A 22,995-nucleotide genomic window follows, 5' to 3' on the forward strand; every position below is an offset into this window, starting at 1 on the left:
ATCACCCTTTCCTGTTATGATTCTCAGCCCATTTCTTCATTGCTTCTTGAGCTTTAGCATGACGAGTAGTATCGATTTTTTTGGATTCTTTCCAAGCTCTGTCTCCACTTGAAATGCGTTCCCTCGCTGACTTAGCATCAAATAAGTCCTTTGCAACATTAAGCTTCTTTTTATTAGCTGCGATGCGGTGAAACACAGCCATACGAGCCATGTTGTCATAGTCATCAATAACTTGTAATAAAGCGCCTTTCTTAAAAGCTTTGTACTCATTAGGCGTCCATGACATGATTAAATCCACATCATAAACACTCATGTGTTGGGCTACATCTGTTAAGACTTCAAGCCACTCAAGCCCATCAACTCTGTTTTCGCGTCCAATAACATCTTCACGCCCTGAGCGTTCTCGGCTTTCTCCGCATCTGTTTTGCCCATGTCTTTGAACATCTCTAAGTTCTTCCAAAACGTCTTCGCATCTCTTTTGAAAAAACCCGATGCATCAATTTCCTTGAATGCTTCTTTGAATAACAGATCAGATTCCCCGTCTCGGTTAATTCGCTCCTCCAAGGCTTCTTCGATTTCAGCAATAGATGGTCGGCCTTTCGTACCTAAGTGAGCTAAACCGCAGTCCCAAAATGCTTTTAACGCATCAATATCGAATTGCAAAAGGCCTGTGTAAATGCCATTGAATCCGCCTACTTCATTTCCTTGTACATCTTTTTGGTTGTAGTTTTTATCTGCTAAATTCTTAAATGCAAATCCGAACTTTGCTTCTTGTTGTACACCTTTAATTGTTAATGTAGCCATTTGAAATAGCCTCCTAAGTTTTGTTTTTTCCATAAGAAAGAGCACTCACGTATGAGTGCTAAGTTATTTATGAAGCTGTAACTGTTACAGCAACTGTTGCTGTTTTTCCTAAACTTGCAGAAGTAACCGTAATTGTTGCTGAACCTGCAGCTACTCCTGTCACTAACCCTGCAGGTGTCACAGTTGCAATTGACACGTCATTTGAAGTAAAAGTTACATTTTTATTCGATGCTTCAGCAGGAAGGACTGTTACTGTCAATTGACGTGTACTTCCAACTACCACCGAAGTTGATTGTGGTGTAACAGAAATACTAGAAACAGCAACGCCTTCATCTTGTTCTCCGCCAAATTCACCAGATTTCTGACCAGGCGCCTCAAAACCGTATCGAGCAAATTCAATTACTTCAGATGGCAAAGGCTCAAGTTCTCCTGGTTGAGATTTACCGATTACTTGAAGCGTAGCTGATATTTCTTGGAACCCATCGCCTGGGCTTGATTTTTCTACAGATTCAACAAGTGTATATGCAAAAATAGCATCATGTTTTCCTGCTGCATTTAAAGATAAGTCAACTTCCCATACCTTCAACTGTTTTTCATTTCGAATTGCATCAAGAATAGCTTTTTGTCCAGGATCCGTTTTATCCCCGTAAGCTGTTATTTCAAATGATTCACTAGATTGGCCATATGCTAAAATACGACCAAATTTAGTTTGTTCATCAACTAATTCATTCTCCATTGAATAAGAGTTTTCAGTAAGGTTCCCGATTAAAAACCCGTCAGCACCTAATGTGTTTGTCGCAACCTGCACTAGTAATACTGTATCTTTACCGTTTTGCATGTTTGTTTTCCCTCCTAAAATAAAAACAGCCCCATAAGGACTGTTAAATGATTTGTACTTTATATTGAATTGTTAAAATTCCATGCTTTACGCCAGGGCTATTGTCATCAAAAACGTGTGAATCACGCCTTGTGACACTTAATACATTTGCCCCTGGTATCGAGTAGTTCCGTCCCATAAGAGCTTGCTGTGAAGCTGATAGCATCTCATAAACCTTACGTTTACCACTATACTCATCGTTATCCATCCACCAAGCATGCATAGTAAAAGTTACTGTTTCAATATTGCTTGTCTTGGTGTCAAACGGACTTGTATAGGGTTCTGAAATTGTTACGTAAGGATACGGTGTGTTTTCGTCTACTGCATCGTATACACCTAAATCCAATTCATCTTTTCTGGTGATGTTTGTTAGAGCTTCACAAGCTGTTAACTTCTGAAAAATGACTTTTTGTAGCTCGAAGAAAGGCAAGGCATAATAATTACTCATAATCCTAATCGCCTCATTTCTCTTTCAAAGTAATCACGGCCAGCATCTACTGCAGGCCCCCAAAATGGCTGTGCCCTCATACCTTCTGTCGTAACATATCGCCCTAACTTAAGGCTGTAATAAGTCCAAGGTGTTCTCCGACCATTGCCATTTTCAGCGTAAATGCCTGTACCGTACTCCACGTAAATAGCATAATGCACACCTACAGTAACAACCGCGTTGTACTTACCTAGCATCTCCATTTTAATAGAGCCTTTCAAACCCCCATCATCGAATGGAGCTAGAGCTTTGGCTTGTGATTGTATAAGCCTTGCTGTTTCAAAAACAATGTCAGAAACCTCATCTAGTATTCCTTCTTCAAAACGTTGTGCAGCTCTTAATAGCTGACGTCCACTGAATGAGATTTTAGCCACTAGGCAGTCACCAACTTTAAAGCCACACGCATCTTTTCATGTTGGCCACCTTGATCTTCAGGACGTCCTGCAAAAGCATATAACTCACCTTCATAACGCAATCGCATAGCTGATGTTAAATCAGTCCGATATGGATAATACATGTACCTATCCAAAGGATTACTTAGCTGTTGAGCGTAATACTGCTCTTTGCTTGTTGGCGTATCAACAAATGACTCTATTGTATCAACTGGCACCCAATCGGTCTTAAAGCCCCCAGCACCGTCCGATACTTTTTTCTTTTCTACTACCTCGACTGTGTGAGGAAATTCATCGTAATGCATGATATTTCACCTTCTTGTAAGGTCGTAAATACGTCCAAATAGCTTTAGGAAACTCTGTGTCATAAGAATATGAAACAGTCCCCATTACACGCCCTTTTAATCCTGTTGTTTGCATATTGAATTGAATAGCCTTTGCAATAAACAGCCGCACACCTTGAGGCATAGTTTCAGGACACCACTTCCCATTACAGTGGTCTTTTGCTAAATCGAATAAAATAGGAGCCATTGCACGATAAAACTCATCATGCTTGGCTCCGTTGATTCCATTGAACTGTTTAAGTTGATCTATTTCTTCTTGTGTTGGTTGCCACATATTAGTCACCAACTTTCTCAAAAGCCTCTTTCATCATTGCATACAATTCTTGTTTTTCAGTTTTTTCATCAAAAGAAACGTTACGATGTGCAAGTTCGGCTTTTAACTGCTTCGCCGTCACTTTTTCATATTCAGGTAACTCTGTAAAAGGTGTATGAGGTGCTGCATTTTTCACGCGACTATCCTCCACATATTCCACTTCCTCAAAATCTCCTGAACGTAATAGGCGTGCACCGTGTTCTTCAGTGACCGCCCAAGTAATTTTCGTATTTAAGTTTTTTACTAACAATTAGAGCCCCTCCTTACTCTGGACGTTTAGCTGATAATACAGCTAACGCTTCAGGTCGAGTTACCTTAGCACCGTACAAGTGAAGACCTTTAACAGCATCAGCAAAGCGTTTTTCCATACGGTAGCCTTCAACCTGTGCTGCTTGTTCAGCATATGTCCATGCCATATTATGACCTGCAATGATTTTAGAATTTGCTATAACTCCTGAGCCTGTTGCAACAGAGGGTGCATTATTAGATTTCATTAGTAAGAAGCCTGCAGCACGACCTACAACGCCATTAATTAAACGTTCATCAGCTGGTAAAGCACCAGAACCTACAAAGCGATCATCCTTTAATAGTAAACCTTCAAACCATGGCGGTAGAACAGCAAAGCGCCCTTGTGTAGGGATATTTGATTCATCCAGTTTAGTTGAAAGGTCAACAAGGTACTCATAAGCATTGGCTTTCGTTACTTCAATCGGCGCTGCGTCTGTACCGATAGTGTTAGTTGCATGTACATAATGAGATGCGATAAACTGATCTGCTACATTTGATAATGCATAAGCAGCTTCACGCATTGCAGCATCCATCAATTTTGGGTTTTGTTGAATTTTATCTAAATCATCAATTTGGAAGTTGAAGAACTTCGACTGGTCAATTACTAGGTTACGAGTGTTATCCGATAATTCGTGTGGATCTGTCATATCTGTGTTACGAGTGTAGTCACCTACTGTTACAGCGCCAATACCATTAATTTTAACAGTATCACCATAAGCCTTGATTTCACCTTCGTAGTCACGATTGATGATACCAGCTTGACCAAACACTAAAGATTTTTGCAAGTTGTGTAATAGTCGAGCAGACCAGATTGTTGGAATAAAGTTTGTTGTTGCCATAATGTTATTTCCTCCTTACCGCTAGTGCGGAATCATAGTAATTTGTTTTTTACGATTTCATCCCAATTCGCATTGATTTCATCGGGTGTCATTTTAAGAACAGCCTCTTTTGTCAATGTTGTTGGGTTGCCGCCTTTTGGTGGTGGTGGCGTTCCACCGTCTTTGAAGCGTTTGTCCACTTCTGCTTGAACAGCAGCGTTGAATTCAGCTTCTAATACACCTAAATTAGCAGTTGTCTTTTCTGCATCTTCACCTACAAAGAATTCTACTAATTTACTTGGTAGACTCTTTTCTGTGGCAGTTGATAACGCATGATTCACTAACTTTTCACGCGCAGCATCTTTTTGTGACTGCTCAAATTGTGCTTTTAAATCACGTAACTGTTTTGCTTCCTCGGTTTCTGGTGGGTAACGCTTTGAAATTTCCTCTTCTATTTTCTTTGGAAGAGTTTTAGTTTCATACGTTTTAATTGCATCCGTTACACGAGTATCAGCAAATGACTGTAAATAGCTTTTACCTTCTGCATTTTCAGTTAGAAAAGCTTGAACAGACTCAAGTGTCAACGTAGCCCCTTGACCGTTTCCTGGTGGTGCTGGCTCCGGTGTAGGTTCAGGCGTTGGCTCTGGATTTGGATCTCCTGCAAGCATTTGAATATCTAAAGGTAAAAAGGTTTTTAAATTAAATGGATTTTGATTCATATTTTCCTCCTTGCCCAATTTAGTTATTCTGTAGAATCCCTAAACTGTTCAAAAGTGTATTTGTTCTCGTTCTTTATAGCGTCTGCGAGAGAAAGACAAAAATGCGATTGGACTTACCTCAAAAGGCGCTTTACGCCCATTTAAACAACTACTTCCCAGTTTTCAGCGAATAGCTCAATATTAGTTTCCTTCCATGGTACACGTCCGAAACGACTTTCCACGTACAGATATGGAGCTGTCATTTTACTGTGTTCATCGGGATACTGTGCACGGATAACAACATCAGGTTGCCATTGCGGTAATCCCATACCCTTTCCTTGTTTTACTTGCTCAAATGCTTGACCAAAATTCATTAAAATTACCTTCTCTCAAAGTTATTTACTAGATTAGCTCTAGCAGCTAGATACAATGTTTCTCATTGGATCACCTTTACCTTTCTGCTACTACAGCAACAGCCCATACAATTAAGAGAAGCCACAAAGTAGACCATCCTGGATGGCTATATATGATTTCTAACACTTCGCTCACGCTCACACCTTCTTTCGTCTTGGTCGCATAAGTGCTTTAACAAACCAGTGCGAATCTGCTACAGCCCGTTTAGGCACATCTGCAAGAACTGGTTCAGGTTCTGTAAACATTTCTTGGTTAAAGACTACAGATGGTATTGAACGTCCTTGCCCCGCTAGAATAATTCCTTTAGTCATGAGCGCTAGAAAGCCCCCAACACAGATTAAAATTAATAAGCCAACGAATATTAGCATGTTATTCACCACCTTTTAGGCAAAATAAAAAGCCACTTATTCAGTGACTACAGTTTTCATATGAACAGTTCGTACTTCGCCTAGGTTAACAAAAAGGCATTCACTCGTATTTTTATTTGTTAATACCATAAAAGTAGGCTCACCATTAAAGCTCCCTACTTGCGCTCCAATATCCACTAAATCTTTTGCATGTACTTCATCATCAGGAATACTGAAATTATCCCAGTTATCATTTTTGTACAAAATAGAAATTTCTACTGTGCTGTTTGCCATAAACTATCAACCCTCACTACTAAATTTCTTTTTCCACTTGTTATAACTTACATAAGGCAAGGTCACACTAGATGGCTTAACTTCTTTGTAAGCTTTGCTAAACGCCTGTTTATACGTTAATCCCAAATCTTCCATGTAGGCTTCAATACGTGCTGCAAGTTTCTTCTGGTACGTGTCATCCATGTAGTCTTTACCGCGGCGGTATTCAGGAAGCTTACCGTTTACCATGTAGATCGTATGACATCGACATTGAATATCCATAGAAGCAACGCCCCATAACCTTGGAGCTTTTGATTTCCACGCACCATAGTGATAATAGCCATCTTTATCAGCCTTTTGACCATCTAACTTTCTATGAGACTTCCTAACCCTTGTATCGAGTGAGGACATCCACACTTTTGTTAATCGAGCAGTTTTACTAGCTTGCTCTTCTACAGCTAAATCTGCTTGTGACCTTACTCGCCCTCCTTCTGTACGAGCAACAAGGATAGCTTTCTTTTTAGTCCAGCCCATTGCCTGTTCTAATCGAAAAGCCATTTCAGTGTAGCTTTCACCAGCTTGTAAGCTTTGTGCTATCTCAATGTTTAAACGTCTGATAATGTCGTTCCTATGCATTTCAAACACCTTAGGTAATGTTAAAAACTCAATCGGATTGACTATAGCACTTTCAATCATTTCAACTGAAGGTATTTTAAAGCCCATTTCTTCGCTGGTCGACTGCTCTAGAAGGTATGCCATCATTAAGTATTTCTCAACATAAAGACGCTCCTCAGACTCTCGTATGAGTTTGATAACAGCTTTGTAATCAGCATTGAGCTGTTCTGCCATTAACTTCATTTCCTGATTGATTCGATTGTATTTGTTAACATCAGTCCAGGATGCTTCACCATTTCTGCCAAACTTACGATGCATCTGTAGCATTTGGTCTAGAATGGCTTTCAAACGCTTGTTAAAGACTACTTCAATGTCTTTTTCAGCCTTTTTCTCCAACTCATCTAGGATTTTATTGATTTCTTGTTGGTTCATGGTTTATCCACTTCTTCTGGATTATCACCATCTAACGGCTCTAATTCATTTCCGTAAACCACTGCATCCTTCGCCATCTCTTCTAGCTCATAGTCCACATCATCCACAATTGACATCTTAGAAAGACGAGTACGCTCTGACACTAACCCTTTTAAAGCTTGTGAAGCTTGAGCCTCTGATAATAAATCGATTGGAATGTTTCGCTTGTACTCAAACCAAAGTTTTAAGTAATCGTCTTTTGAACAGATACCTTTCTTTGCCCAGGCGCTGCATAACACTTTGAACTGATAGCGAAGAGCAGTAGTAAACTTGCGCTCCATCGTTTTGCATTTGTTCTCAAGTGCCATGAGTTTGAACTTCATAGCTACTCCACTTGCATTGCCTGCAAATGATTCATCGCTAAAGTTCACACTTTTAGCTAATCGCATGATGTTTTCTTCTAAGCGGTCAAGGTGATTCTCAATCATTTGGTCATTAACTTCTTTGGTTAGATATTTGATGTCATCATCTTCACCCATCAACTCGAAAATGCCAGTGCGCGCTACCTTCTGTGCATCCTCTTCATCCATCCCCATGCCTTTAAGCACCAGGTAGGCTAAACGCCACTGTTCAATCTCGTTAGATGCATCGGATAGTGTACGGTCATAGGCATCAATTAGGTTGTACACTTTGTCAGCATCACCTTGAAGCTCCTCATTGTTAGGCACACCAAATAACGGACAATAGTCGAATAGATGTTTACGCTCGTCTTTTAGTACAAATGGCGAATCCTTATCTGTACGAGAATAACGCTTTTCAGTTGTTGCATCATAAAATACTAGTTGTTCGATTTCTACTTTTTCGCCTTCAGCATTCAGTTCTGCACTTTTAAAATACCGGAATCCATATTTTGGCTCACTTACGTCAGCAGTTTCCGAAAGTATGATGGTTTCCCACGGGTCAATTACCATTGCTCGTTCATTTCCATCAGTATCAATGTAAAGTAAACGAGCAGAATAGCCACAGATTGCCGTTTTCTTACCAGATTCACTGTCCATGTCATCAATAGAATTTCGTAAATTAAAAAGCTCAATTGCCTCAGATAACTTAATAAGGCTTTGAGCTTGTTTGTCTACCACATATGAAATTGGATTACCGAACATATAGCCAACCTTTGTGTCTACAATTTCAGCATCAAGAGGGTTGTTTAAAGTATTGTTCACCTTATCATCCACTCGTTGCACATGCGCATTACCTTGGGCATAGTCTGCTGGTTTACGTGTTAAGATCGGCACTGCTGATACCTCAGCCTTATAGCGATTGTAGTTAAGTAAACGTTTATTACGTTCTGTTTGCGTTTCTTTTACTAACTTGTCGAGTAGTAGAGGCGTAATGCCCTTTTCATCGATGTATTGAATGTATTCGTTCATGCCTACGCCTCCTTATTTTGAATTGGCACCTTTCACACTTGCCACCTCGTAGTCATCTAAGCCGTACCACATTGCTGAAAATGTATGGGGATCAATATTGAATTCATCCTCAATGATTTCATCAGTTTTAGGGTCTTTCTTGAATGTTAACTCCTTCAATTCACGAATCGTATTTATGCAAGCATCAGAACAGATGATGCGCTTAAAACGTTTCATCTTCTTTGTATTCTCAACTCGTGTGAGCTTTTTACAGGAATACATACGGAAGCCACGCTGTTTAAAATAAGCAATTGTTTTCGGCTCAGCGTTATCAGCTTTAATAATTGATTTCTTAAGCCCTAACTCCTCAAGCTCATCTGCTGTTTTGTCATCCGTCATGCCTCGCTTGTAGTATTCTTCGTAGATATACAACCACTTTTTTTCGTGATCCACTACCATTCTTAAAACAGCATTGTAAGAATCAACAAAACCGAAATCCATGCCGTTTTTACGTATCGGTTTACGAATAGATGCTATTTCAGCTATCACTTCATCATGAGGCTTTATTTCGAATTGAGGTAGAACGAGAATACCATTAACACCGAACCGCCCTTTACGTGCAATTCTGTGAAGGTCAGGATCGTATAAAGCCATTTCATCTAGCTGACCAATGTAACTTTCAGGTAAAAAAAGATTATCGTCAGCGGTTGAATGATGGTAATACGTGTTGTTTACAATCATTGTTCGTTGCTTGTATAGCTCCTCATCATCTAAGACAAAATATTCTTCGATCTCATTCTTGAAGAAATGCTTGTATACCCAGTTACCTTTTGATACTGGGTTGGTTGAAAGAATCATAAATAGGTCAAGTGTCGGATGCCGTAAACGCCCAAGCAACTCTTTAAAACCTGCATACTTGATTTCGCTACATTCCTCTAGCCAAATTAGTGAGATGTTGTTAATAGATTTTAGCTTTTCAGGCTTATCCATACCTCGAAAAATTATCTTAGAACCGTTCGGAAACTTAATCTGCATAGGTGAGGTACTTGTCTTTACGCTTCCCCCTAGTCCCAAATCTTCGATAATTTCACTAAACAAAGAAAACGTACTATCCCTGTGCGTATCGTAAACTTCACGAACGACTAGAGCGGTACGTTTCTCTTCAAGCAATTTTAGGAATACCTTTAACGCTACATGATAGGATTTCGAAGATCCGTATCCACCGACAAGCAATTGAGTTTTACAACGCCAGTCGAAAAGGAAATCTTCGAAATGTGGATTCACTTCTTTCTCGACTGACAGCGACATATACTCAACTCCTTATACATTTCATGAATACGACATTCGTTTTAAGTTTACATAATTTTGGTTTTCGGAAGTTAATAATTTTGCAAACTCTGTTGTATCAACGTTTCTAAAACTGCGATTTTTATTGATTATGCAAATTTTTATACATTGTTGATTTACTGGGCTTTATTCGGCCTAAACTATTTTATTTCCCATGATTTCTTGCATAAATTTAGTCGCGTTTTTTGCCAACAATTTTAATTTCAATCGGGCCTGTTTGTTCATCTTTACCAAGCTTATCGATTTCCACTTTCGTCTTATCAATGGATAGCTGCATATGCTCTAACTTCAATCGTCTTTCATCGGCTTCATCAGCCAGCTTAATAAAAAGGTTGATTGAAGTACGCAATTCACTAATTGCCCTTGATTGAGCTGTAAGGAGTTGCGCTTGTCGTTCCCAAGCAAACTGGAACTCATATTCAGTTTCTTGCGATGGGTTTTTACCGCCTTGCAACTTCTCACGTTTGAGCTCTTTAATCATTTCGTCTTTGGATTCAACATGCATGATTTTCTGCGCTCGTAAGATTGCAGCATATTGTATTGTGATTTGATCCCACATTAAGTCAGCAGCAGACTTTGCATTCATCGCTTCAATAATCTCCTGCGTTTCGTCAGGAAGGTACTTTGCGAACAGTCCATGCGTCTTACCATAGTCGTTGTGCTTCGGAAATCGATGGCTTGGGTTCGGGTTACCTGAACGCTTTCTAGGTGGTTTAGATGTAGCATCTTTTTTGGATGGTTGCATCTTTTTATTTTTGGATGCATCTTTTTGGGTTGCAACCTTCTTCCACCCTTCTCGGCTTTTCCTGCTTTTCAATGTTCCCTCTTTTACTCCATGTTTTTCTGCTAGCTCAATTAATGTGATCTTTGATGTTTCCCATTCGTTTCGAATATCGTTCCAGTTTGTCATGTCATAAACAACTCACTTCCGTTCCTGATTAGGATTTTTTATGTACTCGTATTAACTAAAAAACCACCCACGCTTTATGCGTGAATGGCTTATTTGTAGGGCTTTCATCATTTTTATCGATATTTTACCCCTTCACTATATATGTTGGCTCGTATGGGTTTCGTACGGGTGTTATACTTCAAGCTGAATATTTACAGCAATATTTTTGATTTTCTTTTCTGCATTGTCCAGATGTTCTTGAACTGTGCTTTTAGCAATCCCTAACTCATCAGCTATCTCTTGCATGCTTCTCATGTGAGCTGTATGCAGTAAAAAACATGTTAGCTGTCGTTCAGTTAGGTGTTGAATTACTTGCATTACTGCTCGTTTACGATTATCACTGATGATCCTATCAGCTGTAGGCGTTATATCAAGACAAGGGAATATTTCTAGGTCTAGTAATGCTCTTCGGGAATAGGCTGACTTTGATTCTACAGCTCGACTATATGCATCTGGCTGTTCTCCTGTTTTCATCCACCGTATCGCATAATCCATATCAGCTATGATTTGATTGGCTATTTCAATCTTCAAAGGGTCGTCCATCTTTGCCTTATCTCGTTCCATAGATTTCTTAGCCTTTTTGTATTCTAAGATTAAATCAATCAATACCCAACACCTCGCTCATGCGGGCTTTAACGGCATCCATCAACGCTTCCTGCTGTTGCTCTTTACCTTGCAGTACACTCATTACGCGCTCGTCTATGCTGTCTTTTAACACTAGGTGATGGATTACGACAGTTTCCTTTTGCCCTTGTCGGTGAAGTCTTGCATTAGCTTGCATGTAAAGCTCTAACGACCAACTCAGGCCATACCATACAATCGTGTGTCCACCATCCTGCATGTTCAGTCCGTGGCCTGCGCTTGCTGGATGTGCTAAAAGTAATTCAATTTCTCCGTTGTTCCACTTCTCGATTGTATTAGAGTCTTCTAGTTCTTTTGCTTGTTTAAACTTCTTCTTGATACGTTCTACATCGTGTTTGTAGTTATAAAAAACTAAAACAGGCTTACCTTGTGATCCCTCAACAATCTCTTCTAAGGCATCCAACTTTACGCTATGAATGATTTGCACACCATCGTTATCGTTGTATGCTGCCCCACTAGATAGCTGTAAGAGCTTATTACTCAAAACAGCTGCTGTTGTCGCCACAATATCACCATCTGCAAATTGCAATAACGAATCCTTTTCCAGCTGATTGTACAGTTCTCTCTCTTTTGGCGCTAAGTCTAGTTCAACGATATTCATTACGGCTGCAGGTAAATCCTTCAGGTAATCTTTCGCTTTCATGGACAAACATACGTCATCAATCTTTTCGTAAATTTGCTGCTCTGCACCTTCTCGTAATTCTGTGTGATAGATGCGGTATGGATCCTGAATAAAATACTTACGCTTGTACGCTGTAAATGATTTTTCTAATCGCTCACCTGTGTCAATTAAGTAAATCTGTGACCACAAATCAATCACACTGTTTGGTGCTGGCGTTCCAGTTAACCCTACTACTCGTTTCGTCCGAGTTCTCACTTTACGAAGTGCTTTAAATCGCTTAGAACTTGGATTCTTAAAACTTGATAATTCATCAATGACCATCATGTCAAACGGCCAAGTCTTTCCGTTCTCGTAGTACGTTACAAGCCATTCAACATTTTCACGGTTAATCACGTAAATGTCAGCCTGTTTTTGAAGGGCTTTTCGTCTTTGTTGTTCTGGGCCTAGAACCTTGCTTATTTTTAAATGTCTCAGGTGCTCCCATTTGGCAACCTCTCGTGACCAGGTATCTTCTGCCACACGTTTAGGTGCAATCACTAACACCTTTTCGACTTCAAAGTAATCATTTTTTAATTCATCAACAGCCGTTAGTGTCGACACTGTTTTACCAAGTCCCATATCTAGTAATAAGGCGTAGGACTCGTTTTCAATAATTCGATCAATTGCAACCTTTTGGTATGCGTGGGGGATGAAGTTTGTCATAGTTCAACCCTCAATTCTGCTATCAGTTTATCAACCATCGGTTTAGATTTCAAACAAAAAACTCTACACTTTAATTCTTTTAGTGTTTCTATCGTTTTTACTTGAATCGGTGAAAGCTTACCTGTTTCATTTTTTAACTCTACAAAAATGACTTGTCCATTTGGAAGAATGATTAGCCGATCAGGTACACCTCTATTTCCCGGGCTTACAAACTTATAACAAAGCCCTCCTAATTTTTCTATTTCTCGTTTCAAATAATTTTCAATTTGCGATTCTCTCATGTCTGTTTTCAACCTCCGATGTGAAAGGTAAACAAGGCAACAAACATACACACACGTATAGAGTATTATTGATTTAGGCGTATTAGGTATATGTATATTCCATATATTACCTATACTATATGCCTAATTAATATAAATACACTCTATAGATATTATTTGTTTACTTTGTTTACTTATATAAAGAAATGCAATAATCGCAAGGGTTCAAGACGGCAACAGACACGTAAAATATTCGTTTACCCTTGTTGCCTTTGTTTACCCACCTTATTACGCTAGTGCATTAACATTTGTTGCCGTTTTACGACTTTGTTGCCGTTAATTTTAAGGTTTGTTTACCCTACATTTTGTAAGAATTGCTACTAATCAACACGTATAAATGCTCTCTGTGTGCCGTATTCTCCACCAAATTTCAGTGTAGATTTGTGAGGTTTCCATCCTGGTAAAGTTGCTAAAATCGAATTTATTTCCCGACTTTCATGCATTGGAAAAGATCCTCTATCCTTCCCTAAACACTCGCACCAAATTTCTAATGCACATACTTTTTCTCGTAATCTTGCATCAGGTTTCTGCTCTTCAAGTGCTTCATTATTTCCAAGAAGCTCCTCTTCTTCCTCTGTAAATTCATCAGAAAAATCATTATCTCGCATAGCTAATTTGCGGTCGTTAATCGACTTTTTATACCAATCTGTTGTAATAGGTTTTTCTAAGAAGCTAAGGATTTGTCCTGCATATGTCGACTCTACTGTATGGGCTAACTGCATATTAAGTGCCTCGGCTGCCATCGCCTCATCCAAGTATAAAGGTGATCCACTTCTATACAGATGCACTGCTTCGGCCCATAACTGATCGATTTCTAAGCTCCCTTTTTCAGAGTCAAGCTCTTTCCATTTACGCTTACTATTTGCTTGCACTTCCACTGGTAGAAACCGTCGGTTTCCTGTTCGGTCGCGAAGAAACTCGTGTTCATTAGTAGTACCAATAAAGATGCATTGACGTGGAAATTCTTCAGGACGTTTACCATAAGCAACACGATAACGGTCAACCTGTTTCGATAAGAATTGTTTAATCGTTTCGACTTCACTTTTCTTTGTTGCCGCAAGCTCACCCATTTCCATAATCCACACGCCATGCAAGCTTTCATAAGCTTCTTTACCATGAATCGATGTTAAGCTGTCACTAAACCATTTACGTCCTAACATATTAAACAGCATCGATTTACCAAGCCCCTGAGGTCCGACAAGCGTTAACATGAAATCGTATTTGCAACCAGGTTCGTAGATGCGTGCAACTGCTGCAACCAATGTCATGCGTGTCACTGTACGAACATACTCCGAATCACTAGCCCCTAAGAAATCAATTAGCAACGTATCAACACGGTTAACACCGTCCCACTCTAAGCTATTCAGGTAATCACGCACAGGATGGAATGTATTTGCACGCTGAACACCGCCTAACGCATCTGCAACCTTAGAGCTACCTGTAATCGACCAAACCATATCTAAATAGTTGCGTAAGTCCTCATCATCACCGTTGGACCAGCCAACACCCTTTTCTTTCTTACGCCAAGGTAAGTCTCTTAGAACTTCAGGCTGTCTACTAAACTCGTTAAAGGCAAAGCATCCTTTAAGATGCGGATCATTTTCTAAAATCAACTTTAGATTCTTTGCCGTAACTTCAAGCTCTCCGGCTTTATTAATATCAAATTTCGCCTTCCACAACCCATCATCCTGCGGCTTTTCTTCACTATCTGATTCTGGATCATCTTCAATATCGAAGTCCTCAGCAGCACTTTTTATTCGTTCATCTGCGAGCATCATTTTCACTTTATCAAGAGAACGAACTTTATCGTTCATGGCTTTTGCTGAAGGTAGTCTGTTGACTGGTGTACCTTCTTTTGCATCTTCATCTAAATCATTAAATAGATGCAATCGGACCAAATCATAAGCGTTTACCAGCTGTTCACTCACTGGGTCAGTACCGTGATGGCTGTATGCGAAAACATCATCATAGAGTACTAGACCGCCTGTTGTGGAACCACCATTAAACGTATAGCGTCCATCTCCAGCATCCGAATAGACATCTAATAAAAAGGTTTCAATTGCTTCAGTGATTGTGTACGTACGACAGAAGGCACCAACCATACCAGGTTTCGTTAATGGGTCACCTTGCTTGTCAGCCATTTTCTTTCGGCTCTCACGTTGTCGACTTGATTCAGGCCATTCTGCCGGATCACGCCAATCGTTGTACATTTTTAAAATTTCAGCTGGGTCTAACCACTTTGCATCCTGATAATCGAATACATACTCAGCGTCATTCGCTGTAGACGGCCAGTACATTAAACGCTGCGGTTGATAGGTTGTATCATCGAAATAATCAATCCCGAAAATATCCGCAAGCTTCTTTGCAACAGCTACATATTCCTCTGCTGACACAGGTCGTGACAATGGAATGATTAAGCGTATACGCGGCTTATTAGGTGTGTGCTTGTGCGTGCTGTAAATGGCACAGGCATTGTCAAAGAACGCTGTTACACCGTCCCAGAAGTCGCCTTGAATGAAGTCGGCATCTAATGTAATTAGCTGACGCCAGGCTACGCTATCAGCCTTTCTTCGACCACCTTTTAAGCTACCGCCTACAAAGCCCCCTACGTCTTTAATGGAGCCCTGCTCGTCTTTTGAGAGCTTCATATACTCTCCAAGTGATTCTTTTGTTCTTACAGTTGTAGACAGCTTTTTCAGGAAGTCACTGTACGACATATCTGTGTTCTTCCATGCTGTTGATCTACGGGATGTTGCTGTTGCAATCGTCAGCATGCCATCATGCTGTATTGCAATCTTTTTTGGTTTATCTGCTGACTGCTGCATGTGTTTCAATCCTTTCTAAAATAAATAATATAAAATAAGTAATATTTGTTATAATAAGTTTAAAAAAGGTGATAATTTTGGAACCTCAATACTCATTTGAAGATTTATTTTTAAAATTAAGTTTATATGAGCCCGTAAAAATAGACGCAGATTCTGCTGAGATACTAGATAAGCTCTGTGGAGAAGAAAGATTTCATTTTGACTCTTACTGTATTGGGTGCAAAAAAGAGGCTATATTTAGAGTATTCGAAAATGAATTTGTTCACAAGGGTCCAAGTCTAGATAACACCATACTTGGTAGGCTAAATTATAGCCATCTCCCCTATAAAGTTGCTCTGTGTTGTCAAAGAAATCCAAATCATATTTACACTTACTTTTTTGATGTTACTGATAGTATCCTAAGAAAAGTTGGGCAATACCCTTCTATAGCTGATATTGAAATACATGGTATTCAAAAGTATCAAAAACTTCTAAAGAAGGATTACAAAGACTTTTCAAAAGCAATAGGCTTATATTCTCATGGAATTGGTGCTGGTTCATACGTTTACTTGCGTAAAATATTCGAAAATTTAATTGAAGAAAAACATCTAGAAGCTCAAAATGAACCAAACTGGGATGAAGAGAAATATAACCAATCTAGAATGAAAGAAAAGATTGCACTATTAGAACATAAATTGCCGAATATTCTGGTTGAAACACCTGAATTGTATGGGATTCTGAGTAAAGGTATCCATGAATTAAACGAAGAAGAATGTTTAGAATACTTCTCTGTTACAAAGAACGCTATTGAATTAATTCTTGATGAAAAACTAGCGCTGCTGGATAAAAAAACTAAAATGAATGAATTAAAAAGAAATTTAGTTACTATAGCTACAACAATTTCAAAGTGATAATTTTATAAGAAGCTGTCAGATTAATCCCAATCAGCTTCTTTTTTATAAGTAAACTTTTAATCGCCGCTCTGCTATTTTTATATATTCAGGGTTAAGCTCTATACCAACAAAATTACGACCGTGTTTCAATGCAACCAATCCAGTTGTTCCAGAGCCGAAGAATGGATCCAATACCACACCACCAAATGGGCACCCTGCTAAAATACAGGGTTCAATTAAATCTTCAGGAAATGTTGCGAAATGTGCTTCTTTCAAAGGTTTAGTAGAAACTGTCCATACTGAACGTTTATTTCGCTTATCTCTAATAGCTCTAAAAGCCTCTTTGCCATATTTACCTTCAAATGAGCCCTTAGGCTTGTCTGTCCTTTTAGCTTTCTGAGATGGTCCAAATGCTCCTTCAGAACCTCTAACATCTAATGTTCCATAAACTGCTGGCTCTTTAATGGACTCATAGTCATAATAGTATTTTGGGCGTTTGCTTAATAAAAAAATATACTCATGTGATTTAGTTGGTCTATCTTTTACTGATTCAGGCATAGCATTAGGTTTATTCCAGATGATGTCTTGCCTTAAATACCATCCATCTGCTTGCAAGGCTAACGCTACTCTCCATGGCAAACCGATTAAATCCTTAGGTTTCAAACCATCCACTTTCTTAGGAATTTTGACAATCCCACCAACTTGACCTTTGCTTTGAAAATGGTTCATTCCAGCGTTTACTTTTCCATTACTATTTCTACCTCTACTGCTTCCAGCGTAGGCATCCCCAAGATTTAGCCAAACTGTACCGTTATTTTTCAGTATTCTTTTGACCTCGCTGAACACGTCTGCGAGAGCAGATACATATTCATCTACAGAACTTTCAAGACCTATTTGACCATCAACCCCGTAATCTCTTAACCCCCAGTAGGGAGGACTTGTAACAACCGTGTTTACACTTTCATTAGGGATTTTTTTAAGTACTTCAAGGCAGTGACCTTGATAAATACTGTTCAGTTCTAAAGACTCATCTTTTTCAACCATTTACTTCACCTACCTTCCAATCTCGTAAACTTGTACGGCTATACATCTGTGCATATTTCAAAGCCGTACGAGCTGACAGGGCTTCTTTCTTCCAGTGTGTGACCTGTTTAGTCATGTGATCTTTTACCACTTCCAAAGCGTCAATGTACTCCTGCTCGTACACCATATCTCCATTTTCTCGGCGTTCGATTACTGCTTCAGCTTGTTTTAAATCCATTTGCTTCACTCTCCTCTAATGACTTTTTCAGGGCCATCAAATACACCATGCTATCAGCATGTTCCTCTAGCGCATGTTGACACCATTCCACTTGTGTGAGACTATCTGCACGAACTGTATCTCCATACTTTCGAATACCTTTTTCAGTTTGCTTCACGAAAAGTGCTTGTACTTCAGCAAGTATCGAGTTAGACTTTTGCGATTCATAAGCAGCAATCTTTGCTTCAAGTTGTACAATTAAATGTGTTTGAGACTGAATAAGACCTCGGTAATACTCGATAGCATACTGTTCAGCTACCGTTGCGGCTGATTTTTCACTTCCTAATTTACTAACCAGCCAAGTTTTTATATGGTTAAACAATTCATTCACTCTCCAATATCATTTTTAAAATCAGTTGATAATCAGCTTCGCTCAAAATAGATTTAGCTGCGTCATGGAACTTAAAATGAAATGCATCTTCACGTTTCTCACGTTCTTTCTTACGTTCAAAGCTCATAAACCTTTGCAGTTCAGTAATTCGAACATTTTTATATTTAAGTTCATTGCGAACCTTTGCGCGATCCGTTTGCAAAGCTTTGTACTCTTTGTATATCTCATCTTTGAAAAGAGCATCGCTACTAGATAAAAGCTGACGATATTCTCGAAGTTGTTCATCCATCTGTACAAGCTTTTCGCGAAGCTCTTTTACTTCCCTTAACAGGTTGTCATATTCTTTTTGATGCATGACTCCACCTCCCATTATAAACCGTCGGTTTATAATTTGCTTATAATAAAACTAGTAATCATTATTTTGTCTATCGATGTTCTTCTGATGCTTTTTAATGTAAGCTGCTTCGACTTCTAACCACGTAAAGCCTAACATTTCAACTAAACCAGCGTACAGATTAAATGCTATTGCATACGAAGAGTTACTTTCTTCATCAGTTACAATTGTCTGCATAAGTGCTTTATACTGCCCTGTAATTGATTTGTTCTTTATTGCTTTAATGGTTGCGATGTACCATCCTAGTGCGATGCCGCGCGCTAAAATTAAATGAAGGACATCCACTGTTTCTTCTAATAGTTTTTCACGATTAACTTGCTTGTTCTGTTTCCAATACTTGAAACCTTGCCACTCGTTTGCTGACTCTGCTAATTCGACTAAGATTGAGAGCTGTTGTTCCTCTAAATAATCCTGGATATTTAACCCATGCTTTTCAGCGATAAAGTTTTCAAGCTCTGCCTGTTTTGCATATAATTCTTGCAGACGGATACCCCACAGCTGTTCATTTAATGCTGCATTCTCCGTTTTTAGAGACTCAATAAAGGTCATTGCTTCTTTAAATTGCAATTTTAAATCGCCTAATTCTTTTTCAAGGATAATAACACGGCTTGTATCAATAACAGGAGCCTTAAAGCTTTTTTCCCTTAACGTTGATGAAGCTTCTACCGTGCTTTCAGCTTGAGCTTGTCTGCCATACGTACCGATAAGTCCGTTATCCTGTTTAAATTTATAAAACTTATTGTTATCCAGCCCAACTTTTTCACGAATAGCTTTGTCAGTTAATCCCTGTGCTTTAAAATCATGGTACATTTCCACTGTAATTGCTTGTGTCATTTTCACACCTTCACTTTCAAGTTTTTTCACCAGTACTGGTTGTTGACTAACCTTAGATACAGTCTTTAATTCTTGTAGTTTAGCGCGAAGAGCTCGTAACTTATTTAAGTTAACCATCAACGAATCACCAATTGCGCCGTATGCTTCCAGATTAGTACTTTTATTATCCGTTAACTCATCGACCTGTTTAAGCAACAATAACCGTTCTTTATGCAAATCTTCATGGTTCATGGGTTCAATCCTTTCTAACGTGTTCTTATTTGAGCTGGTATAGTAATAGCATCTTCAACGGACCACCCACGTTTTACCCTATTGATTATGGTAACGTAACTAAGGCCATTACTTAGTGCAGTGTAGATTTGTTCATTAGTAAAGCGCCTATTCTGCAAAGGCTTTGTTGCTGCCGTCTGGGGGCTCATTCCCATTTTCATACGTGCGATAAAAAGACTTCTACTAATGCTATGAGCTTGGGCTGTAGGCTTCCAATCATCCCAGGCAAGTCCTTCAACAGATTTCGCTCTCGGTTTCACAGGTTCTATGATTGAATCATCGATTTCTTTAATTAGGTTAGCTTTCCGATATTGCTTAGTTACATTGATGTACTTCTTCCCAATATTCGTTATTTTGCTGAAAATTGGACAACCTTCACAAACAGTAACATCTTGGCCTTTTTTCGGACACACGTCACAATGTGCTTCAGCTAATTTACGTTCTTGTAATCCTAACTTTTTACGTTTGGCTTTTGCTTCATTCCGGTCCATAAAGCTCCCTTCTTTCTATTTGTAAATTGCTGTTTTTATGTTATACTTTTTTCCAGATTAGCCTAAAAGGATATAAACCAATTTGAGCTTTAGCTTGTGCAAACGCTATAGTTTTTTATTTTTTTAAGGTTATTAACTAGAAAACCCAATTTACCTAAGCATATAAATAATAGTGTTAAGTTATTTTATAGTTTGACACCTCCTAACTAGTTGGTATAAGGGGCATTACCATCCCAAATGGCCCTTTTAATTATTTTCTTTCTTATTGTTGTATAAAAATAAATAGCTTTGTTAAAAATGAATTCTAACTGCTATGAATTCTTCTAACGTTTGATGATGTTTTGATGATTGAGAACCCAATTTCAACTTTCAGTTCATAGCAGCTACCTACATTTTTTTATTATTTAGCTGCAGCATACGCAAATGCTGTGGCTTTTTTTAAAAATAATGGAGCGCCTAACCAGACCTTTATTAACTGCATAGAATAAAGTGTACGGTAAATTGCTGTAGAGAAATCACTCCTAGCTAATCCTTTAATTAGTTACATCCCATTGACTCCTTAATAGGTATTAGTTGCATTTTGATCACTTCCTTAATTGGAGTGATCCTTTTTATTTTTTTAATTTTTAATGTTTAAAATTCATTAAAATCGGAAATAATAGACGTGGCACACCATACACCATTTTTGGAGCTATAACGACCTCGCCGTTATAGCTTTTTTTATTTCTCTTTCAAAGACTTTGAACTATACAAACATAGTAATCCAAGCATATAAATAGTAGTGTTAAGCTAGTTTCTTAGTTTGACACCTCTTGATTTGTTGGTTTGGGGTCACTCTGGTCAAGTGGCCCTTTCATCCCTTTTTTTATTAATATATTTATACTAGATATTTTTTTTAATGAATTACATAAATTAGTATCGGGATGGCAAACATCGCCCCAGATGTTTTTACAATGCTGTCCCTACCTTCGTTAGCAATGTCATTCGAAAGAGGGTAACTAAAGACTGTGAGAGTACCAAGATAAATATCTAATACGACCTACACGGCATGACGACTATACGTACCCGTTCATCATCAGAGCTAAAATAGCAAGGTCGCATACTGTTTACAAACTGTATATTACATGTTTGTATCCCTAAATCTTTTAGTAACTTGAAAGCTTTTGTTAGTAACGAAACATCAAAGCGAATATTTACTTCATTCTGATTTGGTTTCTTGTCCATCAGGTCGTATGTGCTAGTAAACTCAATCCCTTGATAGAATATTTTGTATTGATCATCTTCTATTTCAAATCGAATAGCTCCTAAAGATGAAGCACCTTCAACCTTTTTCACTGCTTCCAACCCTTGTGTTAAGAGCAGCATTTCCTTTACATCTAACTCGATTGTTTCTACTATCTCATAACCAAAGAACTGAGAGTATTTAAACACTGGCACTTTTGAAGGCTTACCATCTAAAGCAATCGTGCGAATTGGATTTTCAGGACATACGTCCTTTGCTAGTACACCTATGATTGAATCAGTCATAAACAGATGACCGTTTTCATCAATGTGCACTACATGAGCTGATGCTTTTAGATGTTCTAAATTTGTGAAGTGCTTTGCATGTTTCATGAGTGTATCGAACATTCTTTGACCTCTCCTTTCTCGAATACTGGGAGATCAACGGCATCAGATATGACAGCCATAAGATAAACTTTGAAACTACCTTTTGAGCCTGTCCGCGTATTAATATAAGCGATTTGTAGTCCATCTTGGTATTGTGTGAATTCAATTGACCAAAACTTGCCTGTTAACTTCTTAAGCATTTCATCAACAATTTTGGAGTTAACAACTGCACCAGATTTCAAGCGAACAGGCTTCATTTTGTTAAGGTTCTTAACTTCAGTAATGCGATTATTACAAACATAGATTTTGGATTTTAAGGATTCGATATGTGATTTAATAATTGAAATTTTTATATCAGCTTGTTCGTGTAAGTTACTGTTGCTATCATTTTTACGACCTATTTCACGCTTTTGCTGCTGTTCTGATTTCAAATCAACTTGTCGTACTTCGATTGTGTTCTTAAAGTCCTTAATTTCAACTTCATAGCGTTTTATTTCTTGGCTAATCCACTCGTTAAACTTCATTTGCTTCACCGACCTTGGCTAATAAATCTTTCAAATGTCCTGATAAAGCAAGAAAAGTGTAACGATCGCCAGCATCGATAGCTTTATCAATCTGTGATTCTATGTTTGAAATTTCAGCACATAATACCGTAGAGCTCATTTCTTCTGAAGTTGCTCTTAACGGAGCACCCTGGGCTATTCCTTCTTTCATTAACCTGTTTAATCGACTGTTAATAAAACTAATTGCTCGACTAACTTCTAAATTAATAAACCCTTTTAATGGAACGGTAATGTTAATTCCTTTTGGTGCTATTAACATTGCATCGTTACTTGGAATGAACACTTTATCATCCAAGGTTTCAACACTCCATTTCATTTTTACTACAGCGCAATCCGCGCAAACTTTTTCTTCAGTTATTCGGTCTTGGTAGTAGTACTTTCCTTCAAGTCCAGCGCTACAGCATCTGCATTTCATTTCAAAACTAGCGTTCATTT

At 38.6% G+C, this 22,995-nt stretch carries 31 protein-coding genes; 1 reads left to right on the forward strand and 30 read right to left on the reverse strand.

Features of this window, described 5'->3' with window-relative positions; translation table 11 throughout:
• Position 1: 1 nt before the first annotated feature.
• The 21 genes from ACIQ1H_RS09185 to ACIQ1H_RS09285 form a co-directional block, all read right to left on the reverse strand.
• The gene (locus tag ACIQ1H_RS09185) at positions 2–313 is read right to left on the reverse strand and encodes a hypothetical protein (protein ID WP_402888236.1); all 312 of its coding nucleotides are present in this window, start codon (positions 311–313) and stop codon (positions 2–4) included.
• A 17-nt stretch (positions 314–330) separates the two neighbouring features.
• Positions 331–804, reverse strand: coding sequence for a tail assembly chaperone (locus ACIQ1H_RS09190; RefSeq protein WP_402888238.1), 474 nt, complete (start codon positions 802–804; stop codon positions 331–333).
• Positions 805–871: 67 nt separating this feature from the next.
• Positions 872–1,642: a phage major tail protein, TP901-1 family gene (locus ACIQ1H_RS09195; protein ID WP_402888240.1), complete on the reverse strand. Its 771-nt coding sequence runs from the start codon at positions 1,640–1,642 to the stop codon at positions 872–874.
• 43 nt (positions 1,643–1,685) lie between these two features.
• A complete protein-coding gene (locus ACIQ1H_RS09200; protein ID WP_402888242.1) occupies positions 1,686–2,129 on the reverse strand; it encodes a DUF3168 domain-containing protein in 444 nt (147 codons plus the stop codon).
• Positions 2,126–2,542: an HK97-gp10 family putative phage morphogenesis protein gene (locus ACIQ1H_RS09205; protein WP_402888244.1), complete on the reverse strand. Its 417-nt coding sequence runs from the start codon at positions 2,540–2,542 to the stop codon at positions 2,126–2,128. Before ACIQ1H_RS09205 ends, ACIQ1H_RS09200 begins: the two co-directional genes overlap by 4 nt.
• Positions 2,542–2,865 (reverse strand): phage head closure protein, encoded by a 324-nt coding sequence (locus tag ACIQ1H_RS09210; protein ID WP_402888246.1) that lies wholly within the window; start codon positions 2,863–2,865, stop codon positions 2,542–2,544. The genes ACIQ1H_RS09205 and ACIQ1H_RS09210 overlap by 1 nt, the downstream gene beginning before the upstream one ends.
• Complete coding sequence (locus tag ACIQ1H_RS09215) at positions 2,852–3,178, reverse strand: head-tail connector protein (RefSeq protein ID WP_402888248.1); 327 nt, start codon at positions 3,176–3,178, stop codon at positions 2,852–2,854. Before ACIQ1H_RS09215 ends, ACIQ1H_RS09210 begins: the two co-directional genes overlap by 14 nt.
• 1 nt (position 3,179) lies before the next feature.
• On the reverse strand, positions 3,180–3,467 hold the full coding sequence (locus ACIQ1H_RS09220) for a hypothetical protein (protein ID WP_402888250.1): 288 nt from the start codon (positions 3,465–3,467) through the stop codon (positions 3,180–3,182).
• A gap of 13 nt (positions 3,468–3,480) precedes the next feature.
• Positions 3,481–4,344: a phage major capsid protein gene (locus tag ACIQ1H_RS09225; RefSeq protein WP_402888252.1), complete on the reverse strand. Its 864-nt coding sequence runs from the start codon at positions 4,342–4,344 to the stop codon at positions 3,481–3,483.
• Between the two features lie 32 nt (positions 4,345–4,376).
• Positions 4,377–5,042, reverse strand: a complete 666-nt coding sequence (locus ACIQ1H_RS09230; protein WP_402888254.1) for a DUF4355 domain-containing protein — start codon at positions 5,040–5,042, stop codon at positions 4,377–4,379.
• Positions 5,043–5,182: 140 nt separating this feature from the next.
• Positions 5,183–5,395, reverse strand: coding sequence for a Thoeris anti-defense Tad2 family protein (locus tag ACIQ1H_RS09235; protein ID WP_402888256.1), 213 nt, complete (start codon positions 5,393–5,395; stop codon positions 5,183–5,185).
• 177 nt (positions 5,396–5,572) lie between these two features.
• Positions 5,573–5,803, reverse strand: coding sequence for a hypothetical protein (locus ACIQ1H_RS09240; protein WP_402888258.1), 231 nt, complete (start codon positions 5,801–5,803; stop codon positions 5,573–5,575).
• Between the two features lie 36 nt (positions 5,804–5,839).
• The gene (locus ACIQ1H_RS09245) at positions 5,840–6,076 is read right to left on the reverse strand and encodes a hypothetical protein (protein ID WP_402888260.1); all 237 of its coding nucleotides are present in this window, start codon (positions 6,074–6,076) and stop codon (positions 5,840–5,842) included.
• A 6-nt stretch (positions 6,077–6,082) separates the two neighbouring features.
• Positions 6,083–7,102, reverse strand: a complete 1,020-nt coding sequence (locus ACIQ1H_RS09250; RefSeq protein WP_402888262.1) for a phage head morphogenesis protein — start codon at positions 7,100–7,102, stop codon at positions 6,083–6,085.
• Positions 7,099–8,511 (reverse strand): phage portal protein, encoded by a 1,413-nt coding sequence (locus ACIQ1H_RS09255; protein WP_402888264.1) that lies wholly within the window; start codon positions 8,509–8,511, stop codon positions 7,099–7,101. The genes ACIQ1H_RS09250 and ACIQ1H_RS09255 overlap by 4 nt, the downstream gene beginning before the upstream one ends.
• Before the next feature lie 12 nt (positions 8,512–8,523).
• Positions 8,524–9,798, reverse strand: coding sequence for a PBSX family phage terminase large subunit (locus ACIQ1H_RS09260; protein WP_402888265.1), 1,275 nt, complete (start codon positions 9,796–9,798; stop codon positions 8,524–8,526).
• 211 nt (positions 9,799–10,009) lie between these two features.
• A complete protein-coding gene (gene terS, locus ACIQ1H_RS09265) occupies positions 10,010–10,747 on the reverse strand; it encodes a phage terminase small subunit (protein ID WP_402888266.1) in 738 nt (245 codons plus the stop codon).
• Between the two features lie 171 nt (positions 10,748–10,918).
• On the reverse strand, positions 10,919–11,350 hold the full coding sequence (locus tag ACIQ1H_RS09270) for a sigma factor-like helix-turn-helix DNA-binding protein (RefSeq protein ID WP_402888268.1): 432 nt from the start codon (positions 11,348–11,350) through the stop codon (positions 10,919–10,921).
• 34 nt (positions 11,351–11,384) lie between these two features.
• On the reverse strand, positions 11,385–12,752 hold the full coding sequence (locus ACIQ1H_RS09275; protein WP_402888269.1) for a DEAD/DEAH box helicase: 1,368 nt from the start codon (positions 12,750–12,752) through the stop codon (positions 11,385–11,387).
• Positions 12,749–13,033: a VRR-NUC domain-containing protein gene (locus tag ACIQ1H_RS09280; protein ID WP_402888271.1), complete on the reverse strand. Its 285-nt coding sequence runs from the start codon at positions 13,031–13,033 to the stop codon at positions 12,749–12,751. Before ACIQ1H_RS09280 ends, ACIQ1H_RS09275 begins: the two co-directional genes overlap by 4 nt.
• A gap of 359 nt (positions 13,034–13,392) precedes the next feature.
• A complete protein-coding gene (locus tag ACIQ1H_RS09285; protein WP_402888273.1) occupies positions 13,393–15,897 on the reverse strand; it encodes a virulence-associated E family protein in 2,505 nt (834 codons plus the stop codon).
• Between the two features lie 77 nt (positions 15,898–15,974).
• On the opposite strand from ACIQ1H_RS09285, the gene ACIQ1H_RS09290 reads away from it, so the two are divergent.
• On the forward strand, positions 15,975–16,787 hold the full coding sequence (locus ACIQ1H_RS09290; RefSeq protein ID WP_402888275.1) for a hypothetical protein: 813 nt from the start codon (positions 15,975–15,977) through the stop codon (positions 16,785–16,787).
• Between the two features lie 45 nt (positions 16,788–16,832).
• Here ACIQ1H_RS09290 and ACIQ1H_RS09295 read toward each other — a convergent pair whose 3' ends face one another.
• The 9 genes from ACIQ1H_RS09295 to ACIQ1H_RS09335 form a co-directional block, all read right to left on the reverse strand.
• A complete protein-coding gene (locus ACIQ1H_RS09295) occupies positions 16,833–17,813 on the reverse strand; it encodes a DNA-methyltransferase (RefSeq protein ID WP_402888277.1) in 981 nt (326 codons plus the stop codon).
• A complete protein-coding gene (locus ACIQ1H_RS09300) occupies positions 17,806–18,030 on the reverse strand; it encodes a hypothetical protein (protein WP_402888279.1) in 225 nt (74 codons plus the stop codon). The genes ACIQ1H_RS09295 and ACIQ1H_RS09300 overlap by 8 nt, the downstream gene beginning before the upstream one ends.
• A complete protein-coding gene (locus ACIQ1H_RS09305) occupies positions 18,011–18,391 on the reverse strand; it encodes a hypothetical protein (RefSeq protein ID WP_402888281.1) in 381 nt (126 codons plus the stop codon). The genes ACIQ1H_RS09300 and ACIQ1H_RS09305 overlap by 20 nt, the downstream gene beginning before the upstream one ends.
• A 1-nt stretch (position 18,392) precedes the next feature.
• Positions 18,393–18,755 carry a hypothetical protein gene (locus ACIQ1H_RS09310; protein ID WP_402888282.1) on the reverse strand — a complete coding sequence of 121 codons (363 nt, stop codon included), beginning with the start codon at positions 18,753–18,755 and terminating at the stop codon, positions 18,393–18,395.
• A gap of 51 nt (positions 18,756–18,806) precedes the next feature.
• The gene (locus ACIQ1H_RS09315) at positions 18,807–19,859 is read right to left on the reverse strand and encodes a dUTP diphosphatase (protein WP_402888284.1); all 1,053 of its coding nucleotides are present in this window, start codon (positions 19,857–19,859) and stop codon (positions 18,807–18,809) included.
• Positions 19,860–19,873: 14 nt separating this feature from the next.
• Positions 19,874–20,389, reverse strand: coding sequence for a hypothetical protein (locus ACIQ1H_RS09320; RefSeq protein ID WP_402888286.1), 516 nt, complete (start codon positions 20,387–20,389; stop codon positions 19,874–19,876).
• Between the two features lie 1,029 nt (positions 20,390–21,418).
• Positions 21,419–22,018 carry a hypothetical protein gene (locus ACIQ1H_RS09325; RefSeq protein WP_402888288.1) on the reverse strand — a complete coding sequence of 200 codons (600 nt, stop codon included), beginning with the start codon at positions 22,016–22,018 and terminating at the stop codon, positions 21,419–21,421.
• The gene (locus ACIQ1H_RS09330; RefSeq protein WP_402888290.1) at positions 22,000–22,521 is read right to left on the reverse strand and encodes a hypothetical protein; all 522 of its coding nucleotides are present in this window, start codon (positions 22,519–22,521) and stop codon (positions 22,000–22,002) included. The genes ACIQ1H_RS09325 and ACIQ1H_RS09330 overlap by 19 nt, the downstream gene beginning before the upstream one ends.
• Positions 22,511–22,993, reverse strand: coding sequence for a hypothetical protein (locus tag ACIQ1H_RS09335; protein ID WP_402888292.1), 483 nt, complete (start codon positions 22,991–22,993; stop codon positions 22,511–22,513). The genes ACIQ1H_RS09330 and ACIQ1H_RS09335 overlap by 11 nt, the downstream gene beginning before the upstream one ends.
• Positions 22,994–22,995 lie beyond the last annotated feature (2 nt).

This window comes from Lysinibacillus sp. NPDC097279, assembly GCF_044761745.1.
Taxonomy (GTDB): Bacteria; Bacillota; Bacilli; order Bacillales_A; family Planococcaceae; genus Lysinibacillus.